The following is a 20,736-nucleotide window of genomic DNA, read 5'->3' as shown; positions in this document are numbered from 1 at the left end:
CTCCGGCTCTGGACGCCGGGCCCAAATGCTTTAAACCCCCGGCGACGGTGGGGCGCGGTCCGGGTGATACCCCGCCCCTCGAAACCGAGGCAAGGAGACGGCCATGGCCGAAAAACTCAGGATCGGCGTTCTCGGCGCCAGCGGCTACACCGGCGCGGACCTCGTGCGCCTTGCCGCGCGCCATCCGAACATGGAGATCGCGGTCTTGACCGCTAACAGCCATGCCGGCAAGCCGATGCGCGCCGTCTTCAAGCATTTCGCCCATATCGACCTGCCGGACCTCGTCACCGTCGAGGAAGCCGACTGGGGGTCCGTCGATGCCGTCTTCTGCGGCCTGCCCCACGGCACCACCCACAGGATCACACGCGAGATCTTCGCCACCCATCCGCATGTGAAGATCGTCGACATGTCGGCGGATTTCCGCCTGCGCGACCCGGCGATCTATCAGGACTGGTACGGTGTCGAGCACACCGCGACGGACATCCAGCCCGAAGCGGTCTACGGTCTCACTGAGGTCTATCGCGACCAGATCCGGGATGCGCGGCTGATCGCCTGCCCCGGCTGCTATCCGACGGCCGTCCTGATTTCGCTGATCCCGCTGGCGAAGGCCCGGCTGATCGATGCCGAGGACATCGTCATCGACGCGAAATCCGGCGTCTCCGGCGCCGGCCGCGGCCTGAAGGAGAACACCCTGTTCTGCGAGGCCGGCGAAGGCCTGTCGCCCTACTCCGTCGGCAAGCACCGGCACATGGCGGAGATCGAGCAGGAGGTCGGGCTCGCCGCCGGCATCGCCGATCTGCGCGTCAACTTCACCCCGCATCTCATCCCGATGAGCCGGGGCGAGCTCTGCACCAGCTACGTACGGCTTTCGGGCGGCGCCAAGCCGTCCGATCTCCGCCAGGCACTGATCGAGGCCTATGCCGACGAGCCCTTCGTCACCGTCGCCGAAGAGGGCGTCCTGCCGCAGACCCAGATGGTCCGCGGTTCGAACTACGTCGTCGTCAACGTCGTGCCGGACCGCATTCCCGGCCGGGCGATCGTCATCTCGACGCTGGACAATCTGGTGAAGGGCTCGGCCGGTCAGGCGGTGCAGAACTTCAACCTCGCCTTCGGCCTCGACGAGACCACCGGCATCGAGCAGCTGCCGCTGTTTCCCTGAGCGCGCCGAGCCCTCGACGCGCCGAGCCGAGGCGCGTTGAAGGCACCTCAGCCGGCGCCGGCTCCGGTCACGCCCTGTCGGCTGCCGGCTGGTTCACCTCCCAGCCGGCGATCCAGAGCTGGCGCAGGCGCTCGCCCTCGCCGCGAAAGAACGCGTCGGTCGCTTCGCCATCGACGATGCGCTCGCAGCGTACAGCTCCACTCGCGCGTCCTCGCTCGGACTGGCGCGCCTTCCGGCAGGGCCTCGTCACCTGGCGATGGGCGTCGTGACGGTGTCGATGAAGCTTGCCGTCTATGGCTCGCTCGCTGCGGCGGCGGGCCAGAGCCTCGGGTTCCTGACGGCCCGGCCATGGCTGACTGGCCTGATCGGCCGGGCGGCAGGAGCTCTGTTCATCGCCGTCGCCCTGTTGACGCTGTGGGAGAGCCTCATCGTCGGTGGGGGCAACCTATGCTGTGGTCTCACCGCATCGCCACCGATGCAAAAAAGCACCACATGGCTCTTTTGACGTAAAGGCATCGTAAAACTACTTGTGCACGAATTCTGAGGCGTGTTGTCTGAAAGCTCAGGTAGAGAGGATATGGCAATGCGCCTTTGGGTCGATAGCAAAGTATGCCATGGAACCACTCGCTCTTCGCGGTCGATACGCTTGTGCAGCCTGCTGCTTGCATTGGCACCGTTACTGTTAGGAAGTTGCGCTCTAGCACCAGCGGTTTCCGACAATACGATTGCCTACAACCAGGCCATCGAGCAATCAACCAACTCCCTGACTCTTCTCAATGTTTTACGTTCCGCCTATCGCATGCCAATGTACTTCACCCGTCTTGGGCAGATCCAGGGGAATGTATCGGCCGACGGTGGACTGACGACCGAGAGCAGTTTCGACTTCACGAGGTTGGTTGGGCTCAACGAATATTCGATCACTCCACGACTGAATACTTCATTCAAATCGTCACCCAGCTTCACCGTGGAGCAGCTCGATACCAAAGAATTTTATCAGGGCATACTAACCCCAACAGATCCTGAGATATTTCGATATTTTTGGGAAACCGGTTGGCCGAAATCTGTTCTCTTATTCACCTTAGTTGCACGCGTTGACCTGGAAACGAACGTCGGTACCCGTTGCTTTATCGTGAACTACGCGCCGCGTCGCGCCGAGTACGAATATTTCTCGAGTGCGATGCGGCTGTTCCTCGGGAGCGAGCCGGAAATCTCTATGACGAAGCAAGAACTCAAGGATTTCGGCCCCGAGATTCCAGTCACGAACGCCAATGCGATCCTCGGGCTGATCGAGGCCGATAAAGCCAAGTTTTCCGTCCCGTCCGGGCGTCGAGGCATCCAATTGCAGAAGAAAGATTCGGACTACAAGATTGTGGGCACAAAGCCGGAATCGAACTACGAAATCGTCCCCAATAACAGGCCATCGACGGGCGGTCGCGGTAAGCAGCACTGCAGGGAGGTTGTGCCGGATCCGGCCAATCTCAAATTGACGAAAGCTGAAATCAGATTTCGGTCGGTGCAGCAGATATTGTACGCTCTAGGCGAGATCGTGCGGGTTGAACTGGGTGTTAACGGCGACGAGCACTACCTCCCGCTCTTGCCCGAACCCACGCGCAAGTTGGGCATAGATGGCCATTGGGACGGCAGCTTTGTTTACGTGCCATTTTTCAAGGTCGTCCCGAACGGATCAGGTCCGATTTCCGTGTCGTATCGCGGCCGACGTTTTGCTATCCCTGATGGCGCCGCCGCTGGACGTTCGAACGATGTCCTCGCACTTCTCCAGCAGTTGTTTGCTCTTGCCTTGAAGGCGGACGAGCTACCTAGGGCCTCTACGGTCGTCCTTGCGAACTGACCTTTGGCTCAAGCTCTCCGATTGACAATTCAATAGCAGTTTGTGCGGAGCGCGGAAGGTCAATCCCACCGAGGCTGGACGTTTGGGGGACCTCCCCTCAGCTCTGCTTGCCGAGATACCGCCCCAAGAAGCTCTGCAGCGCGTTCCAGGACTCTTCGTCCGCGACGTCGCGGTAGCGGTCCGAATCGAAAACGGTGAAGGCGTGTGGTGCGCCGGAATAGACCTCGAGCTCGTAAGTAATGCCCTTGTCCTCCAGCGTCTTGGCCAGCGAATAGGCCTCGTCGACCGGCACCGACGTATCGGCGCCACCCTGGGCGATCAGGATCGGCGGCGTGCCGTCCGGATAGCTCTGGCCCTCGGGCGTCGCGAGCGTGCCGTGGAAGGTCGCATAGCCGGCGACGCCTTCCGCCTTGCCGGAGCGGGCAAGTTCCAGCACCCCGGCGCCGCCGAAGCAGTAGCCCATCACCACCGCCTCCTCCTTGCCGCTTTCCTTGCGCGCCTCCTCGAGCCCCGCCGCAACGCGGGTCAGCATCGCCTCGCGGTCCTTGTAGAGCTTGCCAGTCTCTTCCTTGCGGGCATCGACCGTCTCGGGCCGGTTGCCCTTGCCGAAGAGATCGAGCGCGAAGGCGTCGTAGCCGAGTTCGGCCAGCATGTCGGCGCGCTTCTTCTCGTAGTCGGTGAGCCCGTCCCAGTCGTGGATGACGAGGACGAGACCCTTCGCGTCGCCCTTTGCCGGCGCGTAATAGCCTTCGTAATCGGCGCCTGCGGCCTGATAGGTGACGCTCTCGCCGGCCATTGCCGGAGCAGCTGCGAGGGCCGCGAGCGATGTGGCAAGTCCCAGTCTGGCGATGATGGTCATGGCAGTCCCTCCGCACGGATTGTCGTCGCGCATAGGGTAAGGGCCGCAAGGCGTCGGAACAGCGACAGCCGGGCCGCTGCAGGCGGGGAACGGTTCAAAGTTTCGTGCAGAACGCCGTGATCGAAGCCCGTCGGCCCGTCCGAGGGAAACGCAAGACCGAAGACCGAGGCCGATTCGGTCTGCTCAGACGGCGACGCCCACGACTTGACCGCGCGGCGCCGGATAGCTGCCGGCAAGGCTCCTTGCATGGATCACCGTCGCCGCCAGCACGATCAGGCCGCCGGCCTGGTGCATCAGCGCCAGATCGAGCGGCACGACCATCAAAAGCGTGGTGATGCCGATCGCCGCCTGGGCGATGACGATGAGGCAGAGGATCACGGCGCCTCGGGCGTGACGCGTCGCTGGTGCCGCCCGCCACAGCAGCCCGGCATGGACCAGCGTCGCCGCGAGCAGCAGATAGGCGCCGCAGCGATGGACAAACTGCACCGTCAGGACGTTTTCGAAGACGTTCCGCCAGAGCGGCTCCATCGAAAACAGCCCGGAAGGCACCAGCGCCCCGTCCATCAGCGGCCAGGTGTTGTAGATCAGCCCGGCTCTCAGCCCCGCGACGAGGCCGCCGAGATAGATCTGCAAGAGCGCGAGGACGACGATCGCGACCGCCAGCCGCTGCGCGTTTCGCGGCGCCGCCGCGAAGTCCGCCCGGGGCTTCAGGCCGCGCGCCACCCAGAGCGTCGCGGCATAGATGATGCAGGCAATGGTCAGATGCGTCGCCAGGCGGTACTGGCTGACCTCGGTGCGCTCGGAGAGGCCCGAGGCGACCATCCACCAGCCGACCGCCCCCTGCAGGCCGCCGAGGCACAGCAGCCCGACGAGCCGCGGCTTGAGGAACAGCTCGAGCCGCCCGGTCAGCCAGAAGAAGGCGAGCGGCAGGGCAAAGACGAAGCCGACGCCACGGGCGAGCAGCCGGTGGCTCCATTCCCACCAGTAGATCGTCTTGAAGCCGCCGAGGTCCATCCCGCGGTTCATCTGCTCATATTGCGGAATGCGCTTGTAGAGGTCGAACTCCTCCTGCCATTCGGCGGCGGAAAGCGGCGGGATCACCCCGTGGATCGGCTTCCATTCCGTGATCGACAAGCCGGATTCGGTGAGCCGCGTCGCTCCGCCGACGAGGACGAGGGCGAAGAGGACGAGCGCGACGGCGTAGAGCCAGACCCGCACGGCCCTGCGGTCGCGCTCGGCCTTGGTTGCAGGGCTCGTCTCGAGACGGTAGGCAATGGTGCTCATGGGAGCCGCTTTGCACCCAAAGCGGGCGGCGATCAAGCGTCGGGCGCGGCGCTGCACCGGCACTTGCCGGCCTTGGCAGTCACGAGAGGGAGAGGGCGATGCCGGTCAGGCTGAAGAAGTTCATCGGCACCATCGCGATGATCCTCCTGGTGGTGGTCTATGCCGTCTTCGCCACCGCCTATGCCTCGCTGCACCTCGCCCAGTCGAGCGGCTGGGTGCATCTGGCCTATTTCCTGGCGACGGGCGTCCTCTGGGTCGTGCCGGCGATGCTGCTGATCCGCTGGATGGAGGCGAAGCCGAAGCGCTGACGCGTCGGCGCCGAGAGGCCGCCCTTCTCAGCGTTCGCCCTGCCGCCGCAGCATCGGCATGAAGACGATGTCGGCGATGCCGATCATCCTCAGGTCGTCGGCAACGTCGATCATCCGGTCGTCGACATGCGGCAGGCCGGCGATCACCACCGCGGTGTTCTCGTCGAGCAGCGCCGGGAGCTCGGGAATGTCCAGCGCATCGGCCTCGATGACGGTGTAGTCATAGGCTTCGGCGAAGGCGTCGAGGACATGGCCGAGATGGGCGAAGGTCGCCGCGTCGGCCTTTTCCATCTCGAAGCCGCCGGACGGCACGAAATGCGTCGCGGTATACTGGTCGCGATAGATGATGTCGGCGAGCCCTGCCCCGCCCGACAACAGATCGGCATAGCCGCTGGCATCCGGCGGCAGGCTCATGCGGGCGGCAACGGTGCCGTCCGGTGTCAGGTCGATCAGCACCGTCGCCCGACCGGCCGCCGAGAGCCGGCGCGCGAGGTCGAGACCGCCGAGGCTGCCATATTCGCGATGGGTGGAGAGGACGACGAGGCGGAAGATGTCGGTGCCCTGCACCGCCGAGGCAAGCTCGCCGGCGGTGGCGATCTGTTCGCCGCCCGAATCGCCGCCCGAATCGGCGGCTGCATCGGCCATCTCGCGCGGCCCGCTTCCGCCGCTTTCGGACTGGGCCCGGCTCGGATCGGAGAAGGCCTCGCCGTCTCTTGCGGTCTTCGATGCGGTCGACTGGTCCGTGATCATCACGTTACTCCGGCAGGCCGTGCGGAGCGACGGGACGGCACCGCCCGGCGCGCCGTCATGGCGGGACGCTTGGCCCGCCGGCCCGCCCCGACGATCCCGAGCGCGAACTCCAGACAGGCGCTTCAGGTCGGTGTCGAGACTGCACGCCAGACGTAACGGTCCGGTTAAGTTGCTTGGCGGGGTGATCTGGAAAGCTTCAGTTTACCGGCAGTTAACCCTAACAAACTAATAATGCTGGCCAGCGGACGCGAGGTTGTGGTCCGCCAACGGGCAAGCGCTTCATGAAACATCTGCGGCTGGCACTTTTCGCCCTCTCGGCCCTGACCCAGCTGTCGGCCTGTGCGTCCTATGCGCCGGCGCCCGATGCGATGCATCAGAGCCTCGAACAGCCCTACAGGCTCGACAGCGGCGACAGGCTGAAGGTCATCGTCTTCGGCGAAGAGGGCCTGACCAGCAGCTATGCTGTCGACAAGGCCGGTTTCGTGGCGCTGCCGCTGGTCGGCGACGTGCCGGCGCGCGGCCGCAACACCGAGCAGCTGCGCCAGGAGATCACCCAGCGCCTCGCCGACGGCTATCTCAACAAGCCGGACGTGACCGTCGAGGTCGAGCAGTACCGGCCGTTCTTCATCATGGGCGAGGTCACCAATGGCGGCCAGTACACCTATGTTCCCGGCATGACGGTGCAGAACGCCATCGCCGCTGCCGGCGGCTACACCCCCCGGGCCGAACAGGCGAGCGTCGACGTCACCCGCGAGAGCGGCGGCCAGGTGATGACCGGCCGCGTCGTGCCGACCGATCCGCTGATGCCCGGCGACACGGTCTATGTGCGCGAGCGGTGGTTCTAGGGCGCACGGCGCCGCCCCACAGAGGACACCAATCTCCAGCAGCAGCCCCGTCGTCGTTGTTCTCGGACGTCGATTCGCCTGCCGGCGCCGCCCCGCATGCCCCGCATCGGCTACGCCCTGACCACCCGCGCCTGCAGCTCGGCGGAAAGGCCCCGCGTCGCGCCGCGGCTGTCGACCACCAGCGGCACGGCCCGAACCAGCGTCTCGACGTCGACGCCGTCGTGGTCGGTGGCGATCAGCGCCGCGTCGTAGCCGGCGAGCCCCGCCTCGCTCCATTCCACCGACCGGCGGCCCTCGAACTCGCCATGCTTGCGGGTGCGGCGCATCACCGGCACGAACGGGTCGTAATAATCGACCACGGCGCCCCGCTCCTCGAGCATCTCCATTAGCACCAGCGACGGGCTTTCGCGCACGTCGTCGACATTCTTCTTGTAGGCGAGCCCGACGAGCAGCACCCGCGCACCGCGGATCGGCTTGCCGAGCCGGTCCGACAGCGCCTCGACGAGACGCCCGACCACCCTTTGCGGCATGGCCGAATTGATCTCGCCGGCAAGCTCGATGAAGCGGGTGTGGATGCCGTATTCGCGGGCCTTCCAGGTCAGATAGAACGGATCGACCGGGATGCAGTGGCCGCCGATCCCCGGCCCCGGATAGAAGGGCATGAAGCCGAAGGGTTTCGTCTTCGCCGCATCGATCACCTCGAAGACGTCGATGCCCATCTCGTCGAAGATCACCTTCAGCTCGTTGACGAGGGCGATGTTGACGGCGCGAAAGACGTTCTCGGTTAGCTTCACCGCCTCCGCCGTGCGCATCGACGGCACCCGCACGACCTTTCTCGCCACCGTCGCATAAAGCGCCTCGGCCATGTCGGCGGCGGCCCTCGAATCGGCGCCGACCACCTTCGGGATCGAGGTCGTGTCGAAATCCGGATTGCCGGGATCCTCGCGCTCCGGCGAATAGGCGATGGCGAAGTCGCTCCCCGCCTTCAGCCCCGAACCGCGCTCGAGGATCGCTGCCAGGAGGTCCTCCGAGGTCATCGGATAGGTGGTGGATTCCAGCGTCACCAGCTGGCCGGCCTTCAGATGCGGGGCGATCGCCTCGGCCGTCGCGGTGACGAAGCTCATGTCGGGATCGCGATAGGTGGTAAGCGGCGTCGGCACGCAGATGATGATCGCGTCGACCTCCGAGAGGCGCGAATAGTCGGTCGTCAGCACCGAACGGCCCGACCCGATGAGGCCGGCGATGCGCTCCGGGGCAATGTGGTGGATATAGGAGCGCCCGGCTTCCAGCTTGTCGATCTTCTCCGGATCGATGTCGAAACCGAAGCAGCGGAAGCCGGAGGCGTGGAAGGCAAGGAGCAGCGGCAGGCCGACATAGCCAAGGCCGATGATCCCGACGGTTGCCGTCCGATCCGCGACGCTCGCGATGAAGCCCTCGGCCATTTCGGCAAGCGGGGACTGGTCTTCACTCTGCATGGAATGCCTCGCATGTCGCTCGTCTCGGCGCCTCTGTCGCGCGATTTTCGCCCTGCGGGCAAGTGTCTTCCGACACAGCGGGCGTCATGCGGTCGGCGAGGCGAGGCCCGCCGCGACGGGGGCTTTTCCTCTCGGCCAGAGACACACAAGGCCGTGTACGCAAGTCCCGCATACGGTCAGCCGCGGAAGAAGCCCCAGCCATCTCCTCGGCCATGATGCGCTTGGGCGAGAGTTTCTTAGCGTCTCTCGGTGCCTGTGATGTTTCTGCAGGTCGGAACCATGTCCTTGGAGACTTTCACCTCCCAAGGGTCTGCGTCGCGGCCGACCTGTTCGACTGTTGCGGCGAAGCCTTCCCGTTCTGCGTCGCGGGCGAAGGCTTCGGCCGAGGCTTGATCTGAAAAGACGTGGGAGAAGTCGACCGAACGAGGCGGGCCAAGCTCGTCGCCGGCGACTGCCATGTTCCGCAGGATCGCGGCATTCTCTTCGAACAACGACATCGGCACGCAGCCCTTTACGCGATCACGGTTCCGGAATGAATATCTTGTCTTTTCAGAACTCTATCGGAACATCTTCATCCAGCTGAGGCTTGCCTCGGTGGCGCCGTCTGGCCGATATTCCGCCCCGAAGCAGCCCGCATAGCCGAGCCCGGCAAGGTTCGGCAGCAGGCGCTCATACGCGACCTCGCCGCGGTCGGGCTCGTCTCGGCCGGGAACGCCGGCGAACTGGACATGGCCGATCAGCTCGCGGTTGTCGGCGAATCGGCAGATCAGGTCGCCACCGGTGATCTGCAGGTGATAGCAGTCGAAGAGGATTTTCAGCTGCGGCCGCCCGATTTTCCGGACGATGGCGACGGCGGTTGCGAAATCACCGAGGAAATAGCCCGGCGCATCGCGCGGGTTCAAGGGCTCGATCAGCACCGTCATCGCCTTCTCTGCTGCGAGGTCGCAGGCATGGCCGAGATTTGCCTCGAAGGCCTCCGCCGCCTCCGGCCCCTCGGCCCGCCCCGCAAGGACGTGGACGAACGCCGCGCCGATTGCGGAGCCATAGGCGAAGGCCTCGTCGATCGCGGCGCGCGCCTCGTCCATCCGGTCCGGCAGGGCCGCCAGACCGAAATCATCCGGGCGGCTGCCGCGCGAGGTGTTGAGGCTGATCATCGGCAGGTTCGTCTCGGTGAGCGCGTGGCGTAACTCTGCGGCGTCGGTCTCGTAGGGCCAATGGCATTCGACCGCGTCGAAGCCAGCCCGCGCCGCGGCGCGGATGGCATCCGGCAGCGGGCGATCGGTCCAGAGAAATCCGAGATTGGCGGAAAGTCGCAGCATCCAGATCGCTCCCAGGCGAGGTTTGGCCCGAGATAGCGCCTCGGCCATGGCCGCGAAACCGCCTGGACCGCCGCCGGCGACAACTGCCGCGACGTCGTCGCCGCCGCGCGGCCGGCGCCGGACCTCCGATCAGATGCCGATCGGCCGGCCGGCGGCACTGCTATCAGCCTTCTATCAGATGAAGAATCGCAGACAAAACGTTGTTTATACGAGACACTTTTTGATCGAACAGGAGCGGCATCCCCGGTTCCTCGCGGTCAGAAATTCAGGTCCGCACGCAGCTTGTCGAGGGCGAGGCCGGCATAGACCTGATAGCCGAGCGGGGTGAAATGCACGCCGTCGCTCGCCCGGATGATCTTGCTCGTCCCGTCCTTGGTGAAGGTCGCGGAATAGTTGCCGTCCTCGTCGGCGAAGAAGCTCCAGGCGTCGATGAAGGTCGCGCCGTTCGCCTCGGCCTCTTCCTTGAAGATCTGGTTGAGATAGGCGTAGTCCTTCTGGAAGCGGTTCTTCCGGGTGATCGGCAGGCTCAGCCAGTAGACCTTGATGCCGCGGTCGCTAAACGCCTTGACGATATGGGCGACCCGGTTGCGATAGTGCTTCTCCCAGGCTTCCTGCTTGTAATAATAGGCCTTGCCGCTCTCGCGGATGGTCTGGAGATCGTTGGCGCCGAACACCAGGAGCGCCGCGTCCATCGGCCGGTCGGCGAGTTCGTCGGCCGCCTCCGGCCAGTTGTAGCGGTCGCTTCGCGCGATGCCGGTGTTGACCCGGGCATATTTCTTCACGGCGATGTTGGGCTCGTCGCGCACCAGCTGCGCCAGGCCCGCATAGACGCCCTCGCCGAGGGAATCGCCGAGAACGGCGATCCGGTAGTCGCGGGGCTTCGGCGCTTCAGCCGGGTCGGCGGCGGCCTCCCCGGCCTCGGCTCCGGCGGGAGTATTGGCGGCGACATCCACCGCGCCTGCCGGTTGCAACGTCGCCACCATGCCGGCAAACGCCAGGGCCCAGGCGGCCCCGAACGACACGGCCCGCCTGCTTCTGCTGCCCGCAAGTTTCATCGAGAGGATCTCCACAATGACCATCGATGCCCCAATGGCAGGCGACTATACAGTTCGGCCGCCACAAGATGAAGCGATCTGTCGGCAGCGTCGAAATTTTGCCTTACTCGTTGCATTTTTAGCATTGATGAAATCCGCAACGCCGTAAGGGGCGGCGTTAACGGAAAATTACCCAAAACGATCGACGGTCGAAGCGACCTGTTTTGGTGGCGTGGAGTGCGGGTAGCTACGGATTGGGGGCAATCGTGACCGAACGGAATAGTGCGGCGCTCGTCATGGGCGGCATGCGGACGTCTGTCCGCCGGCCCGGGCGGCAGATTGCAACCGTGATCGCCGCAGTGGCGCTTCTTGGCGGCTGTACCGACAAATCCATGGACGAGACCTTCCGCTCTGCCGAACTGATGACCAGCAGCCCGCGCGATGCGGCCGCGGCCAAGCCGGCGCCCGCGCCGGAAGGCCGGGTCGCTTCCGGCAAGACCTCCCGCGTCTGGCGCGAAGCGAAGGTCGCCGCGCAGACCGCCAAGGTGATGGCAGCCGTCGCGCCGCCGGCGCCGCTCCTCACCGCCAGCAACGAGGTGAAGTCGCGCATCTCCTCTGGATTTCCTGCCAAAGCCATGGCCGGCGCGCCTGAAGCGCCCGGCCAGTCGCTGCTGCTTGCCACCGCCTATGGCTCCGACGGCCTCTCCCGCGGCCTGACGCCGCCCGAGCTGCTGCCGCGCAAGGGCGACACTGCCATCGGCGACGGCCCCCTCGCCCGCTTCCATGCCAAGCTCGCTGCGCTCAAGAACGGCACGCGCAGCGAGCCGGTCACGGTGCTCCATATCGGCGATTCCCATATCGCCGCCGACTCCTTTACCCGCGGCATCCGCTCGCGCCTGCAGGACGCCTATGGCGATGCTGGCCGCGGCGCCACCATCCCGCCGAAGGTGTTTCCATATGCGGCCGCCGCGCAGGTCTCGATGAACCGTTCCGGCCCCTGGCAGGCGGCTTCCAGCCTCAAGGTCAAGTCCGGACCCTACGGCGTTTCCGGCGTTCGGCTGTCGTCGCGGGCGAAATCGGCCAGGCTGACGCTGTCGTCCGACACCGGCGGGTTCGACTATGTCGAGGTGACGATGGTCACCGGCCCGGATGCCGGCGGCGTCACCATCAGTGCAGGCGGCAAGAGCCAGAGCTTTTCGGCCCGCGCCGGCAAGGCCGGGTCGAAGACCGTCCGCCTTGAGGCGAAAGCCGACAGCGTCACCGTCTCGCCGACCGGCGACGGCACCACGACGATCCTCAACTGGGGCACCGGCCGCGAGCGCCCGGGCGTTCGCTACGTCAATTTCGGCATCGTCGGGGCCACCGTCGACGTCACCAAGCGCTGGGACGAGGATCTCGTCACCAACGACGTCAGGGCGATCAAGCCGGATCTCATCGTCTATGGCTACGGTACCAACGAGGGCTATGACGACAATCTCGATCTCGACGCCTATCGCCGGACCGCGGAGCATTTCGTCTCGGTGCTGAAGGCGGCGGCGCCCGAGGCCGACCTTGCCTTCGCCGGCGCGGCCGACGGCCTGACCAAGCGCTCGCGCCGCGGCCCGGCCTGCTCCGGCGGCTGGTATTCGCCGGTCAAGCTTTCGGGCGTCCGCGAGACGATCGAAAAGCTCGCCAAGGACGAGAATGCCGGCTTCTGGAACTGGTCCGAGGCGATGGGCGGCCGCTGCAAGATCGACCGCTGGGCGCAGCGCGGCCTCGCCGCCAAGGACCGTGTGCATCTCACTTCCAAAGGCTACGACCGCAGCGCCGAAAGCTTCGTCGGCGGGCTGCTCCTGCCGGATTCGACGGGCGATACGCCGGTCGCCTCGCTGGAGAACTGAGGCTCCCGGGATACGCCTCGGCCATAGGCTGACGATCGCCGGCTTCGGTCGGGGCGACCTGCTGCGCCATCAGGTCCAGCCTCGCTGGTCTCCGCCGCGATCCGAATGGCGGCGGCCGGTCGCGGCATCGTTAACGAAACCTGTCGATTATCCATCCGAGTTTGCGGCCCGCAACGGACTTCCGTCGCGTAATGCGCTAGACAGTCTCGACCGCACCGACTTGTCTCGCAATTCCCAGGGCCCCTCGTTTGCTGTTCCCGACGCTCGATTTCGCGGTGTTCTTCCTGGCGGTCTTCGCGCTCGCCTGGGCATTGCGTTCGAAGCCGATTGCACGCAAGGCGCTGCTGCTCTTTGCCAGCTACTTCTTCTACGGCTATTGGGACTGGCGCTTCTGCTTCCTGCTCCTCGGCGCCTCGCTCATCGCCTGGTTCGCCGGCATCGCCCTCGCCCGCACGTCGTCTGACACGCCGCGGCGCTGGATCGTCGGCATCGCCGTCGGCCTTCTCCTCGTCATCCTCGGCTTCTTCAAATATTTCGGCTTCTTTCTCGATTCCCTCGGCGACATGTTCCGCCAGCTGGGCATCGAGCGGGACCTGCCGCTGATGGTGGTGATCCTGCCGGTCGGCATCTCCTTCTTCACCTTCCAGGCGATCTCCTACGTCGTCGACGTCTATCGCGACGAGATCGAGGCCCAGCGCTCGCCGCTCGACCTTCTGCTCTATGTGTCTTTCTTCCCGCAGCTCGTCGCCGGCCCGATCGTGCGGGCCAGCGATTTCCTGCCGCAGCTTCGGGTGCGGCCGCGACTGACCCGCTTCATGCTCTCCTACGGGCTGGTGCTGGTCGTCGTCGGCCTCGTGAAGAAGATGGTCGTCGCCAACTGGCTCGCCACCCACCTCGTCGACGACGTCTTCCTGGTGCCGGACACCTACGACACGCCGACGCTGATCCTCGCCGCCTATGGCTATGCGGTGCAGATCTATTGCGATTTCTCCGGCTACAGCGACATCGCCATCGGAACCGCGGCGCTGCTCGGCTATCATTTCCGCGAGAATTTCCGCCAGCCCTACCGCGCCGCGTCGCTGCAGGAGTTCTGGCGGCGCTGGCACATCTCGCTGTCCCAGTGGCTGCGCGACTATCTCTACAAACCGCTCGGCGGCAGCCGCGGCAGCCATCTCGCCACCTATCGCAACCTCTTCCTGACGATGTTCCTCGGCGGCCTGTGGCATGGGGCGGCCTATAATTTCGTCATCTGGGGCGCGATGCACGGCGCCGCCCTCGGCGTCGAACGGGCGGTGCGAGAGCGTCTCACCCGGCGCCCCGGCGGCTCGCCCGACGCTGCCTTCAAGCGGATCGCCTGGGGCCCACGCCCCTGGCACGGCCACGGCCTCGTCAGCGTCCTCGCGGTGCTCGCCACCTTCCATTTCGTGACGCTCGCCTGGATCTTCTTCCGCTCGGAGAATTTCGAGACGGCGCTCGCCTTTCTCTCCGGCCTTGCGGCCATGACCGGCAGTTTCGAAGCCTGGACGCCCTTCCACCTCGTCCTCGTCTTCCTGCCGCTGGCTTTCCACTTCACCCCGCACGACCTCGATCTGAGGCTCGGCCGGGCGATCCGCCGCTGGCCGACCGCCGCCATCGCGCTTGCCTTCGCCGCCGGTCTGGTGATCATCCAGCTGATCGCGCCGCCGGGCACGGCGCCGTTCATCTATTTCCAGTTCTGACCGGATTGCCGATGGCCGCCGCTCCGCCCCGCTCCGCTACCCGAAATGCAGGCCCCGGCAGGCATCGCGCGCGACGACCGCACGACACGGCGGCGAATGTCCGCGCCGGTCTCGTCATCTTCCTGACCGCCTTCGCCGGGCTGGCGCTCTTTCGCTCCGGCGATCTCGTCAGCGTCACCTACGACCTGCCGCCCGGCGAAAGCAGCGAGGCGGTGGTGTCCGTCGCCGAGACCTGGGATGGCTGGATGCGGGCTCTGGGAACCGCAGAGCTCGGCGAGGCGATCGTCGAGACCGTCGGCGCCTTTGCCAGCGGCGAGATGTTTGCCCCGACCGATCCCGGCGAGGACGACGGCGACAGGCCCGGAACGAACGAGGAGTCCGCCGGTGAAGATGCCGGCTGAGATCATGGCAAGCGCTGCGTCTCCTGCCGCACATCCCGGCCCGGAACTTGCGTCCTGAATGCTTCGCACGGCTTACGGTCGCGCCGGCCGCTTGATTTCTCCGCCCTCCCGTCGGACCTTGGCTTCATGAACACGATTCGATCCGTCTGCGTCTATTGCGGTTCCTCGCCGGGGCGCAGCCCCTCCTACATCGCTGCTGCCAGGAGCCTCGGCAAAAGCCTTGGCGAGGCGGGCATGGAGCTCGTCTATGGCGGTGGCACCCGCGGCGTCATGGGCGCCGTCTCAGACGCGGTGCTTGGCGCCGGCGGCAAGGTCACCGGCATCATTCCGCAGTTCCTGATCGACATGGAAGCGACGGAGCGTGAGTTGCAGCGCCTGGACGAGCTGGTCGTCACCGCCGACATGCACGAGCGCAAGCACATCATGTTCCAGCGCTCCGACGCCTTCGTGGCGCTGCCGGGCGGCATCGGCACGCTGGAGGAGCTGGTCGAGATCATGACCTGGAGCCAGCTCGGCCGGCACGAGAAACCGGTGGTCATCGCCAATGTCGACGGCTTCTGGGATCCTCTCGCCCGGCTGTTCGAGCACATGGCCGGGGAAGGCTTTCTGCATTCGGCCGACAAGCTGAAGCCGCTGGTCATCGACAGCGTCGAGGAGATCGTGCCGGCGCTGATCCGGCATGCCGCCGACAATGACGACGATGCCGGCCGCGACGAGATCATCGCCCGGCTCTAGGCCGGGCGAAATCGTTCTTAATTGGCCTTCTTCGGCACGAACTCCGTCTCGATCTCTAGGGTCACGTCCTTGCCGACCGGGCCGGCATAGGCGTCGATGCCGTATTTCGTCCGGTCGAAGGTCAGCGTCGCGGAAAAGCCGATCGTCGGCAGCTTGGAGACCGGGTTCGGCTTCAGGACCTTGTTGAAGGTCACGTCCATCACCTCCTCGTGGGTCTCGCCGTGCAGCGTCAGCTCGCCGGTGACCCTGCCCGTCTTGTCGCCGGTCACTTCGATGCTCTTCGAGACGAATTTCGCCTCCGGAAACTTCGCGGCATCGAGGAACAGGTCGCTCTCGATCTCGTCGTCGAAGCTCTTGTCGTCGGCCGGATAGTGCGTGTCGACCGAGGCCGGATCGACGCTTGCCGTCAGCTTCGACTTCGCCACGTCCTGCGGGTCGAGGTCGAGCGTCGCGGAGATCGCGGCGAAGCGGCCGATATAGGTCGAGGTGCCGAAATGGTTGACCTTCCACATGACGTTGGTGTGCAGCGGATCGTTGACGTAGGTTCCGGCGTCGATGTCGATGGTCTGCGCGCTGGCCGGCGTCGCGATCGGTGCGCTGAGGGTGGCTGCCGTGAGGCCGAGGACGAGGGCGGGAACGAGTGACCGCATGAAGGATCCTTGTGGTGTCCGGACGGCGGGGATGCGCCGTCTCACGGCACGGGAAGCTACGCAATGGCCGGCCGAAAGATAGCCATCCGCCTGCCGCCTCGCCGTGACGGTCAGTTCACGGGCCGTCCGGATTTCGTCATCTTCCCGTCGGCCTCCCGAGGTCCGCGGCTTGCGGCCCGGCTGACGCGGCCTATCTCAGGGTCGCGGGACGGAGCCGGCTGGCTTTCGTCCCGCCTTCGTTTGCACCACCCACTTGAGAAAAGAGGCACCGCCCGCCCATGGCCGAGAAACGCTCGACCCCGAAGATCGAAGTCCGCACCGCGACGACGAAGGACGTTTCCGACATCATCGCCCTCTCGGCCAAGGTCTTCAAGGACGAGGCGCCCTACACCCGCGGCATGATCATGGGCCAGCTCTCGGCCTTTCCGGAGGGCCAGTTCGTCGTCGTCTACGAGGACGAGATCGTCGGCTATGCCGCGACGATGATCCTGCCCGAGGCCAAGGTGATGAAGCAGCACAGCTGGGCCGAGGTCACCGGCGGCGGCTATGCGGCGATGCACGACCGCAAGGGCGACTGGCTTTACGGCATCGAGGTCTGCGTCGATCCCGACCGGCGGCGCCTGAGGATCGGCAAGCGGCTCTACGACGCCCGCCGCCGGCTCTGCCAGGACATGGACCTGAAGGGCATCGCCTTCGGCGGCCGGCTGCCCGGCTTCAAGCGCAACGCCAGAAAGTACAAGACGCCGGAAGCCTATCTCGAGGCGGTGCGCAAGGCCGAACTCACCGACCCCGTCGCCTCCTTCCACCTGAAGGCGGGCTTCGAGCCGGAATTCCTCCTGAAGAACTACTATCCCCTCGATACCGCCTCTGGCGGCAACGGCGTCCTGATGGTCTGGCGCAATCCCTATTACGACCCGGCTCACATGGACCAGCCGGTCAACCGCTCGAACCCCGACGTCGTTCGCATCGTCACCGTGCAGATGGAAGCGCGCAAGATCGCCGAGCCGCAGGATTTCTACGATGCGGTCGAATATTTCGTCGAGGTGGCGGCGGAATACGAGGGCGACTTCGTGGTGTTTCCCGAGCTCTTCACTTTGATGCTGCTCTCCTGCGAGCCCGAGGAGCTGAAGCCCGAGGCGGCGATCGCGCGGCTGACCGAGCACACGCCGGATTTTACCGAGAAGATGACGGCGATGGCGATCCGCCGCAACATCAACATCATCGGCGGCAGCCACGCGACGCGCACCGACGACGGCGAGATCCAGAATGTCGGCTACGCCTTCCTGCGCGACGGCTCGGTGCATGCCCGCGAGAAGATCCACCCGACGCCGAACGAGCGCCAGTACTGGCATATCCAAGGCGGTGATCCGATCGACGTGATCGAGACCGACTGCGGCCCGGTCGGAATCATGATCTGCTACGATTCCGAATTCCCTGAGATCGCCCGCCGGCTCTGCGACCAGGGCGCACGCATCCTCTTCGTGCCGTTCAACACCGACACTCGCCACGGCTATCTGCGGGTGAAATATTGCTGCCAGGCCCGGGCGGTCGAGAACCAGTGCTACGTCGTGACGAGCGGCATGACGGGCAATCTCGCCAATGTCGACAATCTCGACATTGAATATGCCCAGTCCGGCATCTTCACCCCTTGCGACTTTCCCTTTGCCCGCGACGGCATCGCGGCGGAAACCTCGGAAAACGTCGAGATGGTGGCCGTCGCCGACCTCAACCTCTCGACCCTCTCCTGGGCCCGCTACGAGGGCTCGGTGCGCAATTTCCGCGACCGGCGGCTTGACCTTTACCGCACCCGCTGGTCGGACGGCGGGTGATCTGCGCCTTCAGGCATCAGCCCGCACGACCGGGGCACGCGTTTGGGGTGGCTGATGGTGACGCCGCGCGTGAAACAGCGACCACGTATAGATCGCCAGCGCCGACCAGATGAAGGCGAAGGCGAAGAGCTGCCAGCCGCTGAACGGCTCGTCGAACAGAAACACCGCGGTGAAGAACAACAGCGTCGGCACGATATATTGCAGGATGCCGATGGTCGTGTAGTGCAGCAGCCGCGCCCCCGCGGCGTAGAGGATCAGCGGCACCGCCGTCAGCGGTCCCGCGGCGAGCAGCAGCCCGGTCTCGAAGCCGTCCTTCAGAAAATGCGTCTGCGGCACGAAGATCGCGACGATCAGGATCGACGGCACGATGAGGATCACCACTTCCAGGAAGAAGCCCTCCGTCGCGCCGACCGGCACCATCTTGCGAAGCAGCCCGTAGCTGCCGAAGGTCATCGCCAGCACCAGCGAGATCCACGGCAGGCCGCCGGCCTTCACGGTCAGGATGGCGACGCCGATGGTCGCCAGCGCGATCGCGATTCCTTGCAGCCTGGTCGGCCGCTCGCCGAGAAAGATCGCCGCCAGAACGACGTTCAAAAGCGGGTTGATGTAGTAGCCGAGCGCCGCGTCGACCGTGTGGCCGGTGCCGATGGCAAAGACGTAGGTTCCCCAGTTCAGCGAGATCAGCGAGGCTGTCAGTGTTGCGAGCGCCATGGTGCGCGGCTCGCGCAGATGCCTCAGCGCCGGCCTGAAGGCGCCCTGCCAGGCGAGGATCAGGATCGCGAATGGCAACGCCCAGATGACCCGGTGGGCGACGACCTCCACCGGCGAGACATGGGCGAGCAGCTTCATGAAGATCGGCAGGATGAAGCCCCAGATCCCGTAGGCTCCAAGGGCATAGACGAAGCCCTGCCGGCTCTCGCCTGGCTGTGATTGCATGACTGGCACTTCTCGCAGAAGGATTCGGGCGGAGCCTTATCAGAGGCGCGCCGCCGCTTCAGCCCGTTTTCGGTAATCGCAACCATCACCGGGATTGATGGGATGTCTCCGCTGCAGGTCCGGCGAAGGTGGCTCCGGTGCAGCCTCAACCCGATTGCACATCTTCGCGAGGCGCATTTCGCCCGAGCGCATCTTCACCTAAGGGAAGTTCTGGGGCAGATGCAGCATGAAGGAAATCCACAGGATGCCAGTCAAGCGCCTCGTCTCGTTCCTCGCAGTCACGGCCATCGCCGCCCTCGCCGGGGCAGCCCCTGCCTCAGCCTTCGACCTTTACGATCACAACGGCTCGCTGATGCGGCTCGACGACAACGGCGGCAGCGTCACGATCCGATACCAGAACCCCAAGCCGAGCCTGCGCAAGCACGGCGTCCATCGCGGCACGGTCCTTTTCCGCGGCCGCTTCGAGGGCCGCGGCCTTGCCGGCGTCGCCTATGTCTTCCGTCAGGGCTGCCAGCCCGCCGCCTACAACGTCTCGGGACCAGCCAGCGGCGGCGGCCGGATCTATCTCGCCGGCGCCGCCCCGATCCGCCAGAAGGGCAGCTGCCGGGTCACCGGCTATTCGGAGCGGAGCGGCAATGCCCGGCTCGTCTTCGACGAGTTTCAGGGCGACTACTGAGCCGGCAAAGACCGTCCCGCCCCCCTCGCCTCACCCGGCGAAGCGGTCGGTTGCCCGGATCAGCCTGTCAAGGATGCCCGGCTCGCTGTAGGCGTGGCCGGCACCCTCGATGAGGTGAAGCTCGGCGTCGGGCCAGGCTTTCGCCAGCCGCCAGGCGGTGCGCGCCGGGCAAGGCATGTCGTATCGCCCATGGACGATGACGCCGGGAATGCCGGCGAGCTTGCCGGCATCGCGGATCAGCTGGTCCTCTTCGAGCCAGCCCGAATGGGTGAAATAGTGGTTCTCGATGCGTGCAAATGCGATGGCGAAGTCGTCCTCGCCAAAATCCTGAGACAGGCCGGCATCCGGAAGCAGCGTGATCGTCTCGCCCTCCCAGAGGCTCCAGGCCTTGGCGGCGCGAAGCTGCTCGGCCTTGTCGTCGCCGGTAAGACGCTCGCGATAGGCGGCGATCATGTCGCCGCGCTCGGCCTCGGGGATCGGCTCCACGAAGCGCTCCCATTTGTCGGGAAACATCTCCGAGACGCCGAACTGATAGTACCAGTCGAGTTCGCCGCGGGTCAGCGTGTAGATGCCGCGAACGATCAGCGCCGAGGTGCGGTCGGGATGGCTCTCGGCATAGGCGAGAGCCAGCGTCGATCCCCAGGAGCCGCCGAACACCACCCATGTCTCGAAACCGGCCATTTCGCGCAGCCGCTCGATGTCGGCGACGAGGTGCCAGGTGGTGTTGGCCTCGAGGCTGGCATTGGGGGTCGAACGGCCGCAGCCGCGCTGGTCGAAGAGGATCACGTCGTAGCGGGCGGGATCGAAGAGCCGCCGGTGGCTGGGTGAAAAGCCGCCGCCTGGCCCGCCATGCAGAAACACCGCAGACGTCGCGCCCTTCGTGCCGCAGCGTTCCCAGTAGATGCGGTGGCCGTCACCGACATCGAGATGGCCGCTGTCGAAGGGCTCGATTTCCGGATAGAGCCCGCGCAATTCCTCGGTCATGGTGCCTCTGCCGTAGGGGTCCGCTTTTTGGCTCCATAGGCGCGC

22 protein-coding genes are annotated in these 20,736 nt (G+C 65.5%); 11 read left to right on the top strand and 11 right to left on the bottom strand.

The genetic code is table 11. From position 1 onward, the window contains the following. Positions 1-103: 103 nt before the first annotated feature. Entirely contained in the window at positions 104-1,159 is a 1,056-nt protein-coding gene (argC, locus tag E3C22_RS03195; protein ID WP_134760129.1) for an N-acetyl-gamma-glutamyl-phosphate reductase, read from the top strand. A 67-nt stretch (positions 1,160-1,226) separates the two neighbouring features. Here the strand turns inward: argC and E3C22_RS24365 are convergent, their stop codons facing one another. Then, positions 1,227-1,409 carry a hypothetical protein gene (locus E3C22_RS24365; RefSeq protein ID WP_167591609.1) on the bottom strand — a complete coding sequence of 61 codons (183 nt, stop codon included), beginning with the start codon at positions 1,407-1,409 and terminating at the stop codon, positions 1,227-1,229. Positions 1,410-1,415: 6 nt separating this feature from the next. Between E3C22_RS24365 and E3C22_RS03190 the strand changes: the two genes are divergently transcribed. Both E3C22_RS03190 and E3C22_RS03185 read left to right on the top strand, forming a co-directional pair. Next, positions 1,416-1,664: a hypothetical protein gene (locus tag E3C22_RS03190; RefSeq protein WP_167591608.1), complete on the top strand. Its 249-nt coding sequence runs from the start codon at positions 1,416-1,418 to the stop codon at positions 1,662-1,664. Positions 1,665-1,742: 78 nt separating this feature from the next. Next, positions 1,743-3,008: a hypothetical protein gene (locus tag E3C22_RS03185; protein ID WP_134760125.1), complete on the top strand. Its 1,266-nt coding sequence runs from the start codon at positions 1,743-1,745 to the stop codon at positions 3,006-3,008. A gap of 97 nt (positions 3,009-3,105) precedes the next feature. Here E3C22_RS03185 and E3C22_RS03180 read toward each other — a convergent pair whose 3' ends face one another. Beyond that, positions 3,106-3,867, bottom strand: coding sequence for a dienelactone hydrolase family protein (locus tag E3C22_RS03180; RefSeq protein ID WP_134760123.1), 762 nt, complete (start codon positions 3,865-3,867; stop codon positions 3,106-3,108). A gap of 183 nt (positions 3,868-4,050) precedes the next feature. After that, entirely contained in the window at positions 4,051-5,151 is a 1,101-nt protein-coding gene (locus E3C22_RS03175) for a COX15/CtaA family protein (protein WP_134760121.1), read from the bottom strand. Positions 5,152-5,249: 98 nt separating this feature from the next. On the opposite strand from E3C22_RS03175, the gene E3C22_RS03170 reads away from it, so the two are divergent. Then, complete coding sequence (locus E3C22_RS03170; RefSeq protein ID WP_134760119.1) at positions 5,250-5,459, top strand: DUF2842 domain-containing protein; 210 nt, start codon at positions 5,250-5,252, stop codon at positions 5,457-5,459. 27 nt (positions 5,460-5,486) lie between these two features. On the opposite strand, the gene E3C22_RS03165 is transcribed toward E3C22_RS03170, so the two are convergent. Then, positions 5,487-6,209 (bottom strand): P-loop NTPase family protein, encoded by a 723-nt coding sequence (locus E3C22_RS03165; protein ID WP_134760117.1) that lies wholly within the window; start codon positions 6,207-6,209, stop codon positions 5,487-5,489. A gap of 281 nt (positions 6,210-6,490) precedes the next feature. Here E3C22_RS03165 and E3C22_RS03160 point away from each other — a divergent pair, with 281 nt between their 5' ends. Continuing rightward, positions 6,491-7,054 carry a polysaccharide biosynthesis/export family protein gene (locus tag E3C22_RS03160; protein ID WP_134760115.1) on the top strand — a complete coding sequence of 188 codons (564 nt, stop codon included), beginning with the start codon at positions 6,491-6,493 and terminating at the stop codon, positions 7,052-7,054. A 110-nt stretch (positions 7,055-7,164) separates the two neighbouring features. Here E3C22_RS03160 and E3C22_RS03155 read toward each other — a convergent pair whose 3' ends face one another. From E3C22_RS03155 to E3C22_RS03140, 4 genes are all read right to left on the bottom strand, one after another. Then, the gene (locus tag E3C22_RS03155; RefSeq protein ID WP_134760113.1) at positions 7,165-8,529 is read right to left on the bottom strand and encodes a nucleotide sugar dehydrogenase; all 1,365 of its coding nucleotides are present in this window, start codon (positions 8,527-8,529) and stop codon (positions 7,165-7,167) included. 236 nt (positions 8,530-8,765) lie between these two features. Next, a complete protein-coding gene (locus tag E3C22_RS24950) occupies positions 8,766-9,026 on the bottom strand; it encodes a ribonuclease E inhibitor RraB (protein ID WP_134760111.1) in 261 nt (86 codons plus the stop codon). Between the two features lie 60 nt (positions 9,027-9,086). After that, a complete protein-coding gene (locus E3C22_RS03145; protein WP_134760109.1) occupies positions 9,087-9,848 on the bottom strand; it encodes a hydroxypyruvate isomerase family protein in 762 nt (253 codons plus the stop codon). A gap of 257 nt (positions 9,849-10,105) precedes the next feature. Beyond that, positions 10,106-10,870, bottom strand: coding sequence for an SGNH/GDSL hydrolase family protein (locus E3C22_RS03140; protein ID WP_167591606.1), 765 nt, complete (start codon positions 10,868-10,870; stop codon positions 10,106-10,108). A gap of 278 nt (positions 10,871-11,148) precedes the next feature. Here E3C22_RS03140 and E3C22_RS03135 point away from each other — a divergent pair, with 278 nt between their 5' ends. From E3C22_RS03135 to E3C22_RS03120, 4 genes are all read left to right on the top strand, one after another. Continuing rightward, entirely contained in the window at positions 11,149-12,762 is a 1,614-nt protein-coding gene (locus E3C22_RS03135) for a GDSL-type esterase/lipase family protein (RefSeq protein ID WP_134760105.1), read from the top strand. Between the two features lie 248 nt (positions 12,763-13,010). Then, a complete protein-coding gene (locus E3C22_RS03130) occupies positions 13,011-14,480 on the top strand; it encodes an MBOAT family O-acyltransferase (protein WP_134760103.1) in 1,470 nt (489 codons plus the stop codon). 11 nt (positions 14,481-14,491) lie between these two features. Then, positions 14,492-14,881, top strand: coding sequence for a hypothetical protein (locus E3C22_RS03125; RefSeq protein ID WP_134760101.1), 390 nt, complete (start codon positions 14,492-14,494; stop codon positions 14,879-14,881). Between the two features lie 126 nt (positions 14,882-15,007). Further along, positions 15,008-15,616, top strand: coding sequence for an LOG family protein (locus E3C22_RS03120; protein ID WP_134760099.1), 609 nt, complete (start codon positions 15,008-15,010; stop codon positions 15,614-15,616). Positions 15,617-15,633: 17 nt separating this feature from the next. On the opposite strand, the gene E3C22_RS03115 is transcribed toward E3C22_RS03120, so the two are convergent. Beyond that, positions 15,634-16,266, bottom strand: coding sequence for a YceI family protein (locus E3C22_RS03115; protein ID WP_134760097.1), 633 nt, complete (start codon positions 16,264-16,266; stop codon positions 15,634-15,636). A 278-nt stretch (positions 16,267-16,544) separates the two neighbouring features. On the opposite strand from E3C22_RS03115, the gene E3C22_RS03110 reads away from it, so the two are divergent. Continuing rightward, positions 16,545-18,095, top strand: coding sequence for a bifunctional GNAT family N-acetyltransferase/carbon-nitrogen hydrolase family protein (locus E3C22_RS03110; RefSeq protein WP_134760095.1), 1,551 nt, complete (start codon positions 16,545-16,547; stop codon positions 18,093-18,095). Positions 18,096-18,104: 9 nt separating this feature from the next. Here the strand turns inward: E3C22_RS03110 and rarD are convergent, their stop codons facing one another. Continuing rightward, complete coding sequence (rarD, locus tag E3C22_RS03105; RefSeq protein WP_134760093.1) at positions 18,105-19,031, bottom strand: EamA family transporter RarD; 927 nt, start codon at positions 19,029-19,031, stop codon at positions 18,105-18,107. A gap of 244 nt (positions 19,032-19,275) precedes the next feature. On the opposite strand from rarD, the gene E3C22_RS03100 reads away from it, so the two are divergent. Further along, positions 19,276-19,707 carry a hypothetical protein gene (locus E3C22_RS03100; protein ID WP_134760091.1) on the top strand — a complete coding sequence of 144 codons (432 nt, stop codon included), beginning with the start codon at positions 19,276-19,278 and terminating at the stop codon, positions 19,705-19,707. Between the two features lie 30 nt (positions 19,708-19,737). Here E3C22_RS03100 and pip read toward each other — a convergent pair whose 3' ends face one another. Continuing rightward, positions 19,738-20,691, bottom strand: a complete 954-nt coding sequence (pip, locus tag E3C22_RS03095) for a prolyl aminopeptidase (protein ID WP_134760089.1) — start codon at positions 20,689-20,691, stop codon at positions 19,738-19,740. Between the last annotated feature and the right edge of the window lie 45 nt (positions 20,692-20,736).

This window comes from Jiella endophytica, assembly GCF_004519335.1.
GTDB lineage: Bacteria > Pseudomonadota > Alphaproteobacteria > Rhizobiales > Rhizobiaceae > Jiella > Jiella endophytica.
Note: the sequence above shows the minus strand (reverse complement) of the source record. Positions and strands in the feature narration are given on the sequence as shown.